The 14,315-nt window shown below is 66.8% G+C and carries 14 protein-coding genes; 10 read left to right on the forward strand and 4 right to left on the reverse strand.

All coding sequences use genetic code 11. The annotated features are described in order from the left end of the window. The first annotated feature begins 8 nt into the window (after positions 1 to 8). The 9 genes from JJ685_RS12830 (at position 9) to JJ685_RS12870 (ending at position 9,449) form a co-directional block, all read left to right on the forward strand. Positions 9 to 971 carry a glycosyltransferase family 2 protein gene (locus JJ685_RS12830; RefSeq protein ID WP_201674606.1) on the forward strand — a complete coding sequence of 321 codons (963 nt, stop codon included), beginning with the start codon at positions 9 to 11 and terminating at the stop codon, positions 969 to 971. After that, positions 971 to 2,173 carry a glycosyltransferase family 4 protein gene (locus JJ685_RS12835; RefSeq protein ID WP_201674764.1) on the forward strand — a complete coding sequence of 401 codons (1,203 nt, stop codon included), beginning with the start codon at positions 971 to 973 and terminating at the stop codon, positions 2,171 to 2,173. Before JJ685_RS12830 ends, JJ685_RS12835 begins: the two co-directional genes overlap by 1 nt. Next, entirely contained in the window at positions 2,170 to 3,360 is a 1,191-nt protein-coding gene (locus JJ685_RS12840; RefSeq protein WP_201674607.1) for a glycosyltransferase family 2 protein, read from the forward strand. The genes JJ685_RS12835 and JJ685_RS12840 overlap by 4 nt, the downstream gene beginning before the upstream one ends. Positions 3,361 to 3,377: 17 nt before the next feature. Beyond that, positions 3,378 to 4,802 (forward strand): undecaprenyl-phosphate glucose phosphotransferase, encoded by a 1,425-nt coding sequence (locus JJ685_RS12845; RefSeq protein ID WP_201674608.1) that lies wholly within the window; start codon positions 3,378 to 3,380, stop codon positions 4,800 to 4,802. Positions 4,803 to 4,895: 93 nt separating this feature from the next. Beyond that, positions 4,896 to 5,306: a hypothetical protein gene (locus JJ685_RS12850; protein ID WP_201674609.1), complete on the forward strand. Its 411-nt coding sequence runs from the start codon at positions 4,896 to 4,898 to the stop codon at positions 5,304 to 5,306. 32 nt (positions 5,307 to 5,338) lie between these two features. After that, on the forward strand, positions 5,339 to 5,902 hold the full coding sequence (locus tag JJ685_RS12855; protein WP_201674610.1) for a polysaccharide biosynthesis/export family protein: 564 nt from the start codon (positions 5,339 to 5,341) through the stop codon (positions 5,900 to 5,902). Then, positions 5,899 to 7,056 (forward strand): hypothetical protein, encoded by a 1,158-nt coding sequence (locus tag JJ685_RS12860; protein ID WP_201674611.1) that lies wholly within the window; start codon positions 5,899 to 5,901, stop codon positions 7,054 to 7,056. The genes JJ685_RS12855 and JJ685_RS12860 overlap by 4 nt, the downstream gene beginning before the upstream one ends. A gap of 7 nt (positions 7,057 to 7,063) precedes the next feature. Continuing rightward, the gene (locus JJ685_RS12865) at positions 7,064 to 8,620 is read left to right on the forward strand and encodes a GumC family protein (RefSeq protein WP_201674612.1); all 1,557 of its coding nucleotides are present in this window, start codon (positions 7,064 to 7,066) and stop codon (positions 8,618 to 8,620) included. Between the two features lie 7 nt (positions 8,621 to 8,627). Continuing rightward, positions 8,628 to 9,449, forward strand: coding sequence for a CpsD/CapB family tyrosine-protein kinase (locus JJ685_RS12870; RefSeq protein WP_201674613.1), 822 nt, complete (start codon positions 8,628 to 8,630; stop codon positions 9,447 to 9,449). On the opposite strand, the gene JJ685_RS12875 is transcribed toward JJ685_RS12870, so the two are convergent. The 4 genes from JJ685_RS12875 to JJ685_RS12890 form a co-directional block, all read right to left on the reverse strand. Beyond that, entirely contained in the window at positions 9,443 to 10,270 is an 828-nt protein-coding gene (locus JJ685_RS12875) for an ExeA family protein (RefSeq protein ID WP_201674614.1), read from the reverse strand. The two genes, JJ685_RS12870 and JJ685_RS12875, sit on opposite strands and share 7 nt — an antisense overlap. Positions 10,271 to 10,318: 48 nt before the next feature. Next, complete coding sequence (locus tag JJ685_RS12880; RefSeq protein WP_236598896.1) at positions 10,319 to 11,146, reverse strand: LuxR C-terminal-related transcriptional regulator; 828 nt, start codon at positions 11,144 to 11,146, stop codon at positions 10,319 to 10,321. A gap of 161 nt (positions 11,147 to 11,307) precedes the next feature. Continuing rightward, positions 11,308 to 12,390 carry a helix-turn-helix transcriptional regulator gene (locus JJ685_RS12885; RefSeq protein WP_201674615.1) on the reverse strand — a complete coding sequence of 361 codons (1,083 nt, stop codon included), beginning with the start codon at positions 12,388 to 12,390 and terminating at the stop codon, positions 11,308 to 11,310. 168 nt (positions 12,391 to 12,558) lie between these two features. Further along, complete coding sequence (locus tag JJ685_RS12890; RefSeq protein ID WP_201674616.1) at positions 12,559 to 13,566, reverse strand: DUF535 family protein; 1,008 nt, start codon at positions 13,564 to 13,566, stop codon at positions 12,559 to 12,561. Positions 13,567 to 14,015: 449 nt separating this feature from the next. Between JJ685_RS12890 and groES the strand changes: the two genes are divergently transcribed. After that, a complete protein-coding gene (gene groES / locus JJ685_RS12895; RefSeq protein WP_201674617.1) occupies positions 14,016 to 14,306 on the forward strand; it encodes a co-chaperone GroES in 291 nt (96 codons plus the stop codon). The last annotated feature ends 9 nt before the right edge of the window (positions 14,307 to 14,315 follow it).

The raw sequence follows: 14,315 nt of genomic DNA on the forward strand, positions 1-14,315 counted from the left end.
GGCCCTCCATGACCCCCCGCATCGGTATCGTCGTGATCGGGCGCAACGAGGGCGAGCGCCTGCACGCCTGCCTGGGCGCCGTTCCCTTCCGCGCCTGCGACGTGGTCTACGTGGACTCGGGCTCCACCGACGGATCGCTGGAAATGGCAGAGCGCTGCGGCGCCGTCGGCCTTGCCCTGGATGCGGCGGGGCAGTTCACCGCGGGACGCGCTCGCAACGCAGGCGTTCGGGCCTTGCTCGCCATCGCGCCCGCCGTGGAATTCGTCCAGTTCCTCGACGGCGATTGCGAGCTGGATCGCGACTGGCTCGGCAACGGCCTCGCGTTCCTGTGGCAGAACCCGCGCCATGCGGTGGTCTGCGGCCGCGTGCGCGAGCGCGATCCGGAGCGCTCCGTGTTCAACCGCTTGTGCGACTGGGAGTGGCAAACGCCGGCCGGCGAGGTGAAGGCCTGCGGCGGGAACGCCCTGGTCAGGGTCTCGGCGTTCCGCGCGGTCGGCGGTTTCCGCGAGGAACTGATCGCCGGGGAGGAGCCCGAGATGTGCTTGCGCCTGCGCCAGGCTGGCTGGCAGGTGCACCGTCTCGCGACCGAGATGGTCCTGCACGACGCGGCAATGACGCGCTTTTCGCAGTGGTGGCTGCGTACCACGCGCAGCGGCCATGCCTTCGCGGAGGGGGCCTGGCTGCATGGCCTGGGGCGGGAGCGCCACTGGGTCCGCGAGACCTTGCGGGCGGTGTTCTTCGGGGGCCTGCTGCCCCTCGCCGCCATCGTACTCTCCGCGACGCTGGGCGCCTGGTTCCTGTTGCTGCTGTTGCTGTATCCCGTGCACGTCTTGCGCCTGTCGCGCGAGCAGGGCGGATTCACGCGCGCCTTCTACCTCGTGCTGGGACGGTTCCCCGAGTTCCTGGGCGTGCTGAGGTTCGTCGCCAGGCGGCTGGGGCATGTGCCGCCCCGTCTCATCGAGTACAAATGATGCGCGTCGCTTACCTGGTCAATCAGTACCCCAAGGTGAGCCACACATTCATCCGTCGCGAGATCCTGGCGCTGGAAGCGCTGGGCGCGTCCGTGCTGCGCGTGGCCTCCCGCGGCTGGAACGATGCGGTGGTCGACCCGGCGGACGAGGAAGAGCGCAGGAAGACGCACTACCTGCTCCAGCAAGGCGGGGCGCCCCTGCTCGCCGCGTCGCTTCGGGTCTTCATGGCCTCGCCCCGTCGCTTCCTGCGCGCCGCCCGGCGGGCCATCGCCATGGCGCGGATGTCGCCTCGGCCCCTGCCGGTGCACTTCGCCTACCTGGCGCAGGCCTGCCGCCTGCGCGAGCTCGCGCGCGACGAAGGCGTGGGACACGTGCATTCCCACTTCGGAACCAATGCGGCCGAAGTCGCCCTGCTGTGCAGCGAACTTGGGGGACCTGCGTTTTCGTTCACCGTCCACGGGCCCGAGGAGTTCGACATGCCGCGTGGGCTGCACCTGGGAGACAAGGTGCAGCGGGCAACGTTCGTGGCGGCGGTCAGCTCGTTCGGGCGAAGCCAGCTCTATCGCTGGATCCCGCACGCGGATTGGCCCAAGGTGAAAGTCGTGCACTGCGGCATCGACGAGGGCTTCTTGCGGCACACGCCTGCGTCCACTCCCGATTCGCGCACGGTGGTCTGCGTGGGCCGGCTTTGCGAGCAGAAGGGACAGTCGCTGCTGCTCGTTGCGGCGCGCGAGATGGCGCGCCGTGGCATCGACTTCCAGCTGGTGCTGGCAGGCGACGGGGAACTGCGTGCCCAGCTGGAAGGTCTCATCGATGCGTACGACCTGCGCGACCGGGTGCGGATCACCGGCTGGGTGAGCGGCGAGCAGGTCCGCTCCCTGCTGCTGCAGTCGCGCGGTCTCATCCTTCCCAGCTTTGCCGAAGGCCTCCCGGTGGTGGTCATGGAAGCGATGGCGCTGGCGCGGCCCGTCATCGGCACGCACATCGCCGGAATCCCGGAGCTCGTGCGGCACGGTCATGAAGGCTGGCTCGTGCCGGCCGGCGATTGCGCCGCGCTGGTGCAAGCGTGGTCCGAGCTTCTCGACGCCGATGCCGACCGCCGCCAGGCGATGGGGTGCAGCGCGCGAGAACGGGTGCTGCAGCGGCATTCGGCTGCCGCCGGTGCACGCAGGCTGATGCAGCTGTTCGGGACCCCGTCATGAGCGCCCTCGTCTACGCGGTCGGATCGGTGTGGATCTCCTTCGTGGCGGTCCTCGTCCTCGCGCTCCTGGTGGAGGTACTGGCGGGCTGGCGCGCCCGGCCGCCAGCCCGCCGGGGCGACGTGCAGCCTCCGTTCTACGGCGTGCTCATGCCCGCCCACAATGAAGCGGGGACGATCCGGGCGACGATACTCGCGGTGCTCAGGCAGCTGCCGCCATGGGGCCGACTGCTGGTGATTGCCGACAATTGCTCCGATGGCACGGCCGCCGAGGCGCGTGCCGCCGGCGCGCAGGTCGAGGAGCGGAGCGATCTCCTGCTGCGCGGCAAGGGCCATGCGCTGGCCTTCGGCGTGGCGCACTGGAGGAGCGACCCTCCGGAGGTGGTCGTGATCCTGGATGCTGATTGCATCCCCGCCCCGGGAGCGCTGGATCTGCTGGCCGCCACTGCGGCCAGCAGTGCGGACCGGCCCGTGCAAGCGCTGTACCTGATGTCGGCGCGGCCGGGCAGCTCCCTGCGGGTGCGCATGGCTGCCTTTGCATGGGCCGTGAGGAACCAGCTGCGCCCCCTGGGCATGCACCGGCTCGGCCTGCCCTGCCAGCTGATGGGTTCCGGCATGGCGTTCACGTGGCCGTGCCTGGCCAGCGTCGAACTGGCGAGCGGCCACCTCACCGAGGACCTGCAACTCGGCGTCAAGCTGGCCGCGGCCGGACAGGCGCCCCGCTTCTGTCCCGAGGCGTGCGTGGAGAGCTGGTTCCCCGAGCAGAAGGCGGCGCTGGACGCCCAACACACCCGGTGGGAACACGGCCACCTGTCGATGATCCTCGCCGGCGCCCCGTCGCTGTTGTGGCACGGTGGACGGACCGGCAACGCCGGCGCGCTCGCACTGGCGCTGGACCTGTGCATCCCGCCGCTCGCCCTGCTCGCCCTCCTGCTGCTCGTCTCGTGCGGCTTTGCCGGCTGGATGGCCTCGGGCGGCGCGGTCGGACGCGTGGCCGCGGCAGTCGCGACGGGCTGCGTTCTGTGCTTCACGGCCGCGGTGCTCCTGGGGTGGTGGAGTGTCGGGCGACGCTGGGTGAGCTTCGCGGAACTCGCATTCGCTCCCATTCACGTCCTGCGGAAGCTGCCCGTCTACCTGGCGTTCGTGTTCAGGCGTCAGAAGGAGTGGGTGCGGACGAGCCGCGAGCCCTGAAGCACCTGCGTTTCGACATGCAAGACCAGACCCTCACCAAGCCGGCCATCATCCAGCGGCGCAGCAGCATCATCGACGTGCAGGCCACGCTGGACGGCCTGGCGGTCGCCGGCCTCTGCTACCTGCTGATCAAGAGTCACATCGGCGCGCTCACCGCCCAGTACACCATCTTCGTGGTCCTGCTCCTGTGCACCCTGGGGCTGGTGTACGACGTGTTCGGCATCTACCGCAGGAGCACGAGCTTCACGCGCAAGGCCGGCGACCTCCTCCAGGCATGGTCCCTCGCCTTCTTCATCCTCATGGCGCTCGGCTTCGCGACCAAGCAGACCGAAAGCTTCTCGCGCCTGCTGCTGGGGCAACTGTTCGTCTTCGGCTACGTCTGCCAGGCCCTGCTGCACCTCCTGGTGCGGCTTCTGTTCAGTGCGGTCCTTCGGCATTCGGCGGAACCGGACAACGTGATCATCGTGGGAACGGGCCGGCTTGCCTCTTACCTGAATCAGCGCATCCAGCACAACGAGTGGCTGGGACAGACGGTGGTCGGCTTCGTGCGGCTACAGGAGGCGTACGCCGCCCCTGCAGCGGCTCAGCCCTTGAACTTCGGACCTGCCCCTCGTTGCCTGGGCACCGTGGACCAGCTGCTGGAACTGATAGCGCAGCACCAGGTGCGAACCGTCTACCTTGCCATTCCGCTCAACGCGTCGGAGATCGTCGAAAGCCTCTATGCCCGGCTTCTGGACAGGCACGTCGCCGTGCACTGGGTGCCCGACATCTTCTCGCTGCCTCTGGTCAATCACACGGTCAGTGAAATCGCCGGGATCCCCGTGCTGACGCTCTCGGAAACTCCCCTCATCGGCACCCGGCGGCTGCTCAAGCTGATGGAGGACCTGTGCCTGTCGGCCGTGCTGCTCGTCCTGCTCGCTCCTGTGCTGGTCGGCATTTCCCTCGCAGTGAGGCTGGACAGCCCGGGGCCGGTGTTCTTCCGCCAGGCAAGGCTCGGCTGGGGCGGCAAGCAGTTCCGCATATGGAAGTTCCGGACCATGTACGTGCACGACGACCATGGGATCGTGGTGCAGGCCGGCCGCGGCGACCCGCGCATCACCCGTGTAGGCGCGTTCCTGCGCCGCGCCAGCCTGGATGAACTGCCGCAGATCTTCAACGTGATCCGCGGGGAGATGTCGCTCGTCGGTCCCCGTCCGCACGCGGTGCAGCATGACCTCGAATACGGTGAGAAGATCGCGCACTACTTTGCCCGGCACAACATCAAGCCCGGTATCACGGGGCTGGCACAGGTGCGTGGCTACCGCGGAGAAACACGCGACCTCGCCACGATGATGCTGCGCGTCGAAAGTGACATCGAGTACATCAACAACTGGTCGCTGTGGGTCGATCTCGCGATCCTGGTGCGCACCACCCGTGCGCTGACCGGGCGCAATGCCTATTGAGTTCCGCGCTGCAGATGCGTGCTGGCACCAACGGATCATTGCGACAGGTCGCGAGACGCCGTACCCTGAAGCTCGTTCAAGGGAGCAGCAGACATGATGAAAGCGCGGCTCATTGCGCTCGCTGGCGCCGCGACATTCGCCTTCGCCGGCCTCTGCGACGCCGAAGTGCTTCCGGCCAGTCCAGCTCCAGCACAAGCGGCCAGCGCCGGTGCGGGCACCTCCATCGTCGTCGCGATGGTCGTGCCAGTCCACGCCGGTGAGGCAACTTCCATGACTGCGCGCCGTCCCGCTGCGGCGCTCGCCACGTCATCCGGCGACCGGAAGGGCGGACCCTTCCAAACCTACCTGCTGGGTGCCGGCCGGTACATGCTGGACGTCGGCACGTTCGCGCGGGCGCGGCCGGTGCTGTCCACCATCTCCGCGGTGCCACTCCCGGGTGCCCTCTGGTTGATCGGCTCGGCACTGCTCGTGTTCCTGGGCATCTCGGCCCGGCGCTCGTTCTGACCCCCGCGCGCCTTCAACGGATTGGACGACCCATGATCTCCCGCACCGCCGCCTTCCTGCTTTTCCTTCTTGCGACCTGCAGCACCTTCGCGCAGTCCGCCAACGACAGCTACGCACTGCGGCATGGAGACCGGCTGCAGGTTTCCGTGTGGAAGGAGGAGGCCCTCAACCGCGAGGTGCGCGTGCTGCCCGACGGCAGCATCAGCTTCCCCCTGGTGGGCCGCATCGTGGTGTCCGGCAACACGACGAGCGAGGTGGAAGGGAAGATCCGCGAAGGGCTCAAGTCCTACATTCCCGAGGCTGTGGTGAGCGTCGTGGTCATGGCCACCGAAGGGAATACGGTCTACGTGCTCGGCAAGGTGCTCAAGCCGGGGCCGGTTGCGCTGACCAGCGCGGACACGACCGTCCTGCAGGTCCTCAGCCAGGCCGGCGGGCTCGACCGCTTCGCCAACGCGGATGCGATCGTCGTCCTGCGCAAGACCTCGCCGGACGCGCGTCAGCAGACGCTGCGCGTGCGCTATGGCGCCCTCCTCAAGGGCGACGCACTCGATTCCAATGTGGTCATGCGCGCCGGTGACACGGTGATGGTGCCTTGAGCGTGCCCGGCCGCGCACCCGTGAGGCAACAGTTTGCCTGCGGCCTCCTGGTTGCGGCAGGCGTGACTGGCGCGGCGGGTGCGGCGGCGCAGTCGCGGACGATCTATTCGCTGTCCGTGCCGACCGAGATCGAGCACGACTCGAACCCGAACCTGGCGGTCGGGCCCTCCGCGGGCACCACGTGGTTCCGGACGATTCCCAGCCTCACTGCGGGCTACGTGCTCGGGAACGAGGTATTCAGTCTCGAAGCGGCGCTGACGGCGGAAAAGAGCAGCAACCAGGAAGTGGCAAGGGACCGGCTCGATCCGCGCGTGCGTGCGGCGTGGAAGCACGTGGATTCCCGGAACACCACCGAACTCGCCGCACTGCTGGACCGGCGGGCGCTGCGCGCCCTGGACGTGCGCGAGCAGGTCCCGCTGGGGGTCGACGGATCACGCACGCTGTTCGCCCTGTCGGGAAGCTGGCTCCACGACCTGGACGCGCGCACGGTGGTCGGAGCGGACGTGCGGCAGGTATGGGAGCGATTCAGCGACACCACGACCCCGGACTTCCGCCACACGACGGGAGCGGTCCGGCTCACGCGCGAGCAGGACGACCGGCAAAGCTGGTACGCGGCCCTGACCGGGCAGGCGTACGACCCGGAGAGCGATCCGGATCCCCTTGACAACGCCGCCGCTCCAAAGCGCTCCCACGCATTCGGCGTGCTGGTCGGCGTCACCCGGTCGTTGAGCGACACCTGGCGCGTCGATGCGAACGCGGGGCCGGTGCATTTCACTTCTCCTTCGTCACGGGACGACTGGCAGGGAGCCCTGAAGCTGGAATACAGGGGTGAACGCTGGGTCAGCGGACTGGAGCTTGCGCGCGCACCGGGCGTGAACTCCACGTTCGGCGGCCTTGTGGTCACCGAGGAAGCGCGTTTGCGCCTGCGGTACGAGCTGGACGCCTTGTCCCGGCTCGAGCTGGACGCGGGGCATGCCCGCGAGAAGGAAACGCGCACCAACCGATCCGCGGCGAGTGTCGCCTGGGTGCGGCAATGGAGCGCCAGCTGGCAGGTGGCGGTGAGGGCTGCCACCCATCGCCACGAAGGCCCCGAGGGCACGGCCAGGAGCAACCGGATCGCGGTGTCGCTGGTGTACACGGCGCCGGATCTCTGAGGGACGTATGGACGACTACCAGTTGACGCTCTCCGACTACCTGGCGATCCTGAGCCGCCGCGCCTGGCTGATCCTCGCAAGTTTCGCCGCAGTGCTTGCGGTCGGCGTCGCGGTGACGCTGCTGATCCCACCCGTCTACCGGTCTGCCGGAACCATCCTGATCGAAGCGCAGCAGATTCCCACGGACGTCGTGCAGTCCGCCGTCAGCTCCTTGGCCGACGAGCGCATCGAAGTCATCAAGCAACGTGTCATGACGCGCGAGAACCTGCTGCGCATCATCCGCAAGTACAGCCTGTTTCCCGGCGGCAGCGCCCGTTTCACTGATTCAGACCAGGTCGACGTGATGCGCAAGACGATCTCCGTCGACCTGGTGAATGCCAATGCCCACTCGGATCGCACAGGGCCGGCCACGATCGCCTTCAGCATTTCCTTCGAACACCGGTCCGCGCAAGTTGCGCAAGCCGTCGCCAACGACCTCCTGACGCTCTTCCTCGATGAAAACGCCAAGGTACGGACGCAGCGGGCTTCGCAGACCACCGAATTCCTGACGGAGGAAGCCGGCAAGCTGAAGAAGGACCTGGACCGGATCGAGTCCCGGATCGCCGCCTACAAACAGGAGCACGGCGCTGAACTGCCCGAGAACGTGGCCCTCGGCCTGGCGGGCATGCAGCGCGTGGAATCCGACTTGCGCCAGGTGGAGCGGGACCACGCGGCTGCCGAAGACGCGCTGCGGGCGCTCGAGGCCGAGCGGACACTGGCGCCGGTGACTGCCGGCGCGGCGACGAGCGAGGCCGAGCTCCAGCGCGCCCGCACGGAGCTCGCGCGCCTGGGCGCCAGCTACACCGAGAACCATCCGGATCTCAGGATCGCCCGGCGCCGCGTGGAGACCCTCGAACAAGCGGTTCTGGCGGAAGCGGCCGCGCCCAGGCGGCCGATCCCGGCGAACGACCCCGCGATCGCGCGGATCGACAGCCGCGCGACCGCTTTGCGCCAGCGCATCAGGGTGCTGGACGGGCAGCGCAGCAGCCTGCGCGCGAAGCTGGGCCAGCTGGATGTGACGCTCGTGCGCTCGCCGCAGGTGGAGCGCGGCCTGCTGGCGCTGACCCGCGACTACCAGGCCGCGCAGAAGAAGTACGAAGAGATCGTCACCAAGAGGATGACGGCGCAGGTCGCCGAGAACCTCGAGGATGGGCAGAAGGCGGAGCGCTTCAGGGTGCTCGAGCCGTCGACGCTACCGGACAGGCCGGTGAGGCCCGATCGCAAGAAGTTGCTGACGCTGAGCGTCCTTCTTGCGCTCGGTTCCGCGGCGGGAGCGGTCGCGTTCATGGAGGCGCTGCAGCGCATGGTGCGCGGCGCCGGCCAGGTCAGCGCGCTGATGGGCCAGGAGCCGCTGGTGATCGTCCCGGTCATCCCGACGGCGGCGGAGGTCGAGCGTCGCAGGAAGCTCGTCCTCGCGCTCGTCGGCGGCGCAATGGCGGCGAGCTGCCTCGCACTGATCCTGATGCACCTTCTCGTCCTCCCTCTTGACCTGCTGTTCATGAAAGCGATCACCCGGCTCGGCTGAGATCCCCATGGAACGCATCAAACTCGCCATCGAACGGGCACGCCAGCTCACACTCACCCAGCACGACTCCGTTGTATCGGCTGCGGTACGAAGCGCGCCGCCGGAGCCGGACACCCCTGCAGCAGCGGACCGGGGTGTCGCAGTGAACCTGTTGCCGCTCGATGCCGGACACCTCGAGAGGCACCGCGTCGTCACGCTCGACCAGGGCAATCCGTTGCGCCAGTCATTCGACCTCCTGCGCACCCAGGTGCTGCAGAAGATGCAGGAGCATGGCTGGCGCACGATCGCCGTGACGTCGCCGTCCATGCAGTCCGGCAAGACGGTGGTCGCGATCAACCTCGCACTCAGCATCGCACATCATCCGTCGAGGACGGCGCTGCTGGTCGACTTCGACCTGCGGCGGCCCCGCGTGGCGTCCTGCCTGGGGCTGCCGGACGAACATTCGCTCAACGAGGTGCTGGACGGCAAGGCGGAATTGGGCAGCGCGATCGTGCATGCCGGCATTCCCGGCTTCCAGGTGCTGCCAACGCGGCGGAAGATGCCCGGTGCCGCCGAGGTCCTGGCGTCGGAGCGCGTCGGCCGGATCATCAGCACCCTTCGTGACGACAATCCGGAACGCATCATCGTGTTCGACCTCCCGCCGGTGACCGCAGTCGACGACGTCATCGCGGTGCTGCCGCACATGGATTGCGTGCTCCTGATCGTAGGCAGCGGCAGCAGCACGAAGCGGGAGATCGAAGCGAGCCGGCGGCACCTGGCTCGCTTCAACCTGCTGGGATTCGTGGTGAACAAGGTCAACCAGCGCACCGCGCGCAACGCGTACTACTGAGCCTGGTCCTGCAGGAACCCATACTCCCGGCGGTCCTGCAGCACCTCATCGACCATGGCCGCGTCGATGCTGGCGGCCTCCGCGGAGAAGCCGTACACCAGCGCGGTATCGCAAAGGATGTTGATGCTGCGCGGCACCCCCCTGGACGCCTGCGCGATCCGGCCCAGCGCCTCCTGCGAGAACAGTTCCTGTTGCCGGCCGGCGACCTGCAGGCGATGCTGCACGTACAAGGCCACTTCGGGAGCGGCCAGCGGGGGGATGAAGAAGTCGACGCCGACACGCTGGGCGAACTGATGCAGCTCGGGACGGTTCAGAAGCTGCTTCAGCTGCGGCTGCCCGATCAGGATCACCTGCAGGAGCTGGTCCTTGTCGGCGTTGATGTTGGAGAGCATGCGCAGGGACTCCAGCGCGCCTGCATTCAGGTTCTGTGCCTCGTCGACGATCAGCACGACGCGTCGGCGCGCCGCGTACTCGGCCAGCAGGAACTGCTGGAAACGGTCGTAGCGTTCGACCTGCGTCGCGGCCAGGTAAGGCTGTCCGAAGGCCAGCATGATCCATTCGAGCAGGTCCGCGATCCCGGTGTGCGTGTTGTACACCAGCCCGACGGTCACCGACGCGTCGAGCGTGGCCAGCAGTTTGCGCACCAGCGTTGTCTTGCCGCATCCGATCTCGCCGCAGATGACCGAGAAGCCCACCCGGCACTGGATGCCATATTCGAGCATCGTGAAGGCGAGGCGATGCCGCTTGCTCATGAAGAGGAAGTCGGGATCGGGCTGGATGGAGAAGGGCTTCTCCCGGAGTCCGTAGAAGGCTTCGTACATTGCTTGCCTGGGAGCTTTGCGGCCACTGGCGCGGCTGCCGGAACCGGGTCAGCGACCTGCGTAAGCGGAGGTGGCGTACGCGCCCTCCAGGCTGCCCACGGCTTGCGCGCGATTGAGCACGTCCAGCTTCCTGTAGATGCGCCGCATGTGGTTCTTCACCGTGAACGTGCTCAGGTTCAGGATCATCGCAATTTCGGAATTGGTCTTGCCCATGCGAACCCACTTCATGATTTCGAGTTCGCGGGCACTCAGCGGGCTGCTCCCGGGTGCGCTCTCTCCCAGGACCGGCGCGGCATGCGTGGGTGGTGAGGCGACCGTGTGGGCCGTCTCGGGGGTGAATGGACCGTCCGCGAAGATGCTGCAGGTGAAGCCGGTCTCGACCAGGTCCTGCTCGGCGTCCTTCTGCCCCCGGTCCGAAAGCTGCCGGAAAGCCGTGTCGATGTAGGGCAGCGCGATGCGAAACAGGCGCCGGGAGACGGGGCTCGAAAGTGCGTCCGGGCCCACGAAGACGTAGATGCAGTCGTGGCGGCTGCGGTAGTCCTGCACGCCATGAATGAGCGCACGTGGGGAGCGGGAGAACAGCGCGCTGCCCACGCTGCGCAACGAGCGGGTGTCGACGGCGACCGGGTTCTGGTCGGCTGCGAGCCACTGCTCGAACAGGGTGCCCATCAGGGGGACGATGATGTCCCTCGGAAAGGCGTCGATCGGCAGCGCCGGGGTGCAGGTGATGACGTCGTACGCGAAGTCGCCGGTCCGGACATCGCCCCATGCGGCGATCAGTGCGTCGTGTGGAAGGACGTGCTGGATCTCACCGTGCAGCCAGCGCGACCAGCCCACCCGGCTGCGCGCGGACAGTGCCGATTGCAGGAGGCCCATGAGCCCCTCCGCCATCGCATTGATTTCTTCTTCTGCGAGTACAACGCTGCCCATGAGGAACTCCCAACTACTTTTTGCATTCTGGTGCCCGATGAAATCCGGTATGACGAAGTCTTGGTCAACTCTCGTGGTGTGTCATCGCGCATTTGCACCATGGCGCATCATCTGAAGTGATGACGCAGCACCCGGCGGGAGGCGGTGTCCGGCGGCATCACGTTGTCGAAAGTGTTCGGACCGAATGAAGCGATGAGCTTCTTCTGTGAATGATGGCCCGTCTTTTCGAGGATGGTGGCGATCTGGCTGCGCACGGTGTTGACCGACGCTCCGCGCGTGCTTGCGATCACCTTTGCAGTCTGGCCGAGCAGCAGGCTCGCGAGCACTTCCAGCTCCGCTTTCGTGAGCGGGCCGAAGGCGCTCATCGAACGCGTTCGCGTCCCGGCACCGATGGACCGCTCGAACATCGCGAACATGAGATGCCGCGGCACGCCGTGCACGGGGCTGCTGATGCAGGAGATGGGAACGACGTGGCCCTTCCATTCCTCGCCGCTGGAGCTGGTGGCCAGAAGGTACTGCGTCGCGGCCGTGAAACGTCCTTCCTGCAAGGCCTGTAGCCACGAGTCCTGCAGGAAGGGGTCGTCGAACACCACGGGGCCGCCGCTCGCGACGTCCGAAGTCGCGTCCAGGACGCGGCTGAACACATGGTTGCGCGCGATGCAGCGCCCCTCCTCGTCGGTGAGAACGCAAGGTGTGGGCATGAGCTTGGTGAGCTGCACCACACTTGCCACCGTCGGCGACTGGCACGCGAGCTGCTCGCCGAGTTCGAAGGCGGCGCCGATGTGCACCAACATCAACTCCAGCCAGGCGCGCTCTCCTTCGGTGAACGGGTCTGACTGGCGCAGGACGACGATGGCGTCGACGCCGCGTGGAACGAAACGCGCGATGCCGAACAGGCCGTGGTCGCATTCGGACATCCCGACCGAGGGGGGCAGAGCCATGCGCCCTGCGCGAGGATCGAGCACGTGCACGAGTGATGTGTTGTTGCGGCCGGCGGGCGGCTCGGCGCAGTCGCGCAACAGATGCACGCTCGACGCGCCGAACATCGCGGCCAGGGCAGCCCACGCAGGTGCGTAGTGCTGGCCATCGGTGGCCCCGGCCTGGAGCTTGCGGCAGAAGTCGGAGAAGTTGAATTCCGAGGCGGTAGGACCCGTGCCGCGCAGGCTGGTCAATCTGAAAGTGGGCAGCACTGTTGTATGCGAGGTGTCACTCGCGCTGGCAAGGTGAGGCAAGGTAACACCTGTGGGCGCGTGTGGATGTGCGGCAGCGGACATAGGACGTGGATATCCATCGTCGCGAGAGAGGCGAAGCATCCTTGCCTCAGCGGTTAGGCCCTGCTGAGCCTGCGGAGGCGCTACTCAGTTCACGATGCTCGCAAATAGCTGTGCGTCGTCGGCATGGTGCGGGCGCACACGACGGTCATGCCGATCGGCTTTTCTTTCGACAGAGTCCTGAACGCGCCGGAACAGCGAGCCAAGCATCTCGTTGCGCCTGCGATAGAGGGCCCTCTTCCTGGAAGGCACCTCGTCCAGCGGGCGAGCGGAGGGCGCCAGCGGGAGTTCGAAATGGGTGGGAGCAACGCGCTGCCCTCCGCGCTCCGACCAGATTTCGTCGTAGTTCGTCAGCACGTCGGGATGAGGGTTGTGCCCGAAGTAGGGGTGCCGGAAGTAGCGGTGCTCGTCGGCGACCGCAAGAATGCGGGCCACGCCGAGGACCGACACGCACGCTTTCAGCATGTCGATCAGAAGGTCCCGGGGCCGTAGCCCCTGGAAGTCGTGGGTGAGCCGCCGGTATTGCGCCAGGGCATCGGCAGAGCGGCGGCCTTGCAGGCCGCCGACGAACACCTGCGTCTCGGTGCCTTGCCGCTGCAGCGAAAAGCTGAGGGAATAGGCGCGATCTTCGTCCAGGAAGATGCTCAGGGCCAGAAGGCCTTCGCGAAACAGCCACTTCGGCTGGTCGAGGATCAGACGGGCGCCTTGACTGCGGTCCGTCAAGTCGGCGAGAAGCACTCTGGCCGAAGTCCCGAAGCGGAACTGCTCTGGCGCAGTGTCCAGCACGGAAAAGTGACTCTCGATGCGCGCGAATCTTTCAGCGGCGGACCAGGACGCGCACTGATACGGCCATATCAGTGCACCGCAGACCTCGGGCCGCTCGCTGACATAAGCACGGAGCGACGAGGAACTTGCACTCGTGGCATATCGTTGGAGGACGGCCGGCCGCATCAGCGCGTTCAGCAGGAACCTGGCCTGGTGTCCTTTGCTGCCTGCGAGCTCCCGCAGGACAGCGAGGACCAGGCCCCCCACGGTGGCCGAATCCCGGCCTTCCGGGTGGAGCGACTCAGCTGACGCCGGGACTTCGAGGGTCATGTTACGGTCTGGCCGGCATCGCGGACACGGAATTCGGTTGCGACCATCATGGAGGCATTCACCCCGGCGCGTATTGACTCTTTGGAGCCAGTCCCTTGCGGCCGCCCCCTTGCCCGCAAGGGTCGCTGGTGTAGTCGTCGGGGTAGGCATGGCCAACGGCGAGCGACGGACACATTGACCCTCCAGGCCCCACGTCCTTCACCAGCCCCAGGCTGGTTGCTCAGCTGAACGTTCCTCAGCTTGAAGCGATGCCGTAGTCCTTCAGTACTCACTGGGAATCACACTTACAGCTGGCCGGGCTTGAAACCGACAAGACTTCCCTTATCATTAGCACTCGTTGGAATTGAGTGCTAACAGCAGAGTTGGCACCCAACTCCACGCTTGTTAATGAGCGCTAACTTTCGTTGGCGCTTTTTGATGTCAACAAAGTTTCCGATGAAGGAGATGCAATGAAACTTCGCCCCCTGCACGATCGCGTGATCGTCAAGCGCCTGGAAAACGAGACCAAGACCGCCTCGGGCATCGTGATCCCGGACAACGCTGCCGAGAAGCCCGACCAGGGTGAAGTGCTGGCCGTCGGCCCCGGCCGCAAGAACGACAAGGGCGAGCTGATCGCCTGCAACGTCAAGGTCGGCGATCGCGTCCTGTTCGGCAAGTACAGCGGCCAGACCGTCAAGGTCGATGGCGACGAACTGCTGGTCATGAAGGAAGACGACCTGTTCGCGGTCGTCGAGCGCTGATCCATCCCT

The sequence above is a fragment of the Ramlibacter monticola genome (assembly GCF_016722785.1).
GTDB lineage: Bacteria > Pseudomonadota > Gammaproteobacteria > Burkholderiales > Burkholderiaceae_C > Ramlibacter > Ramlibacter monticola.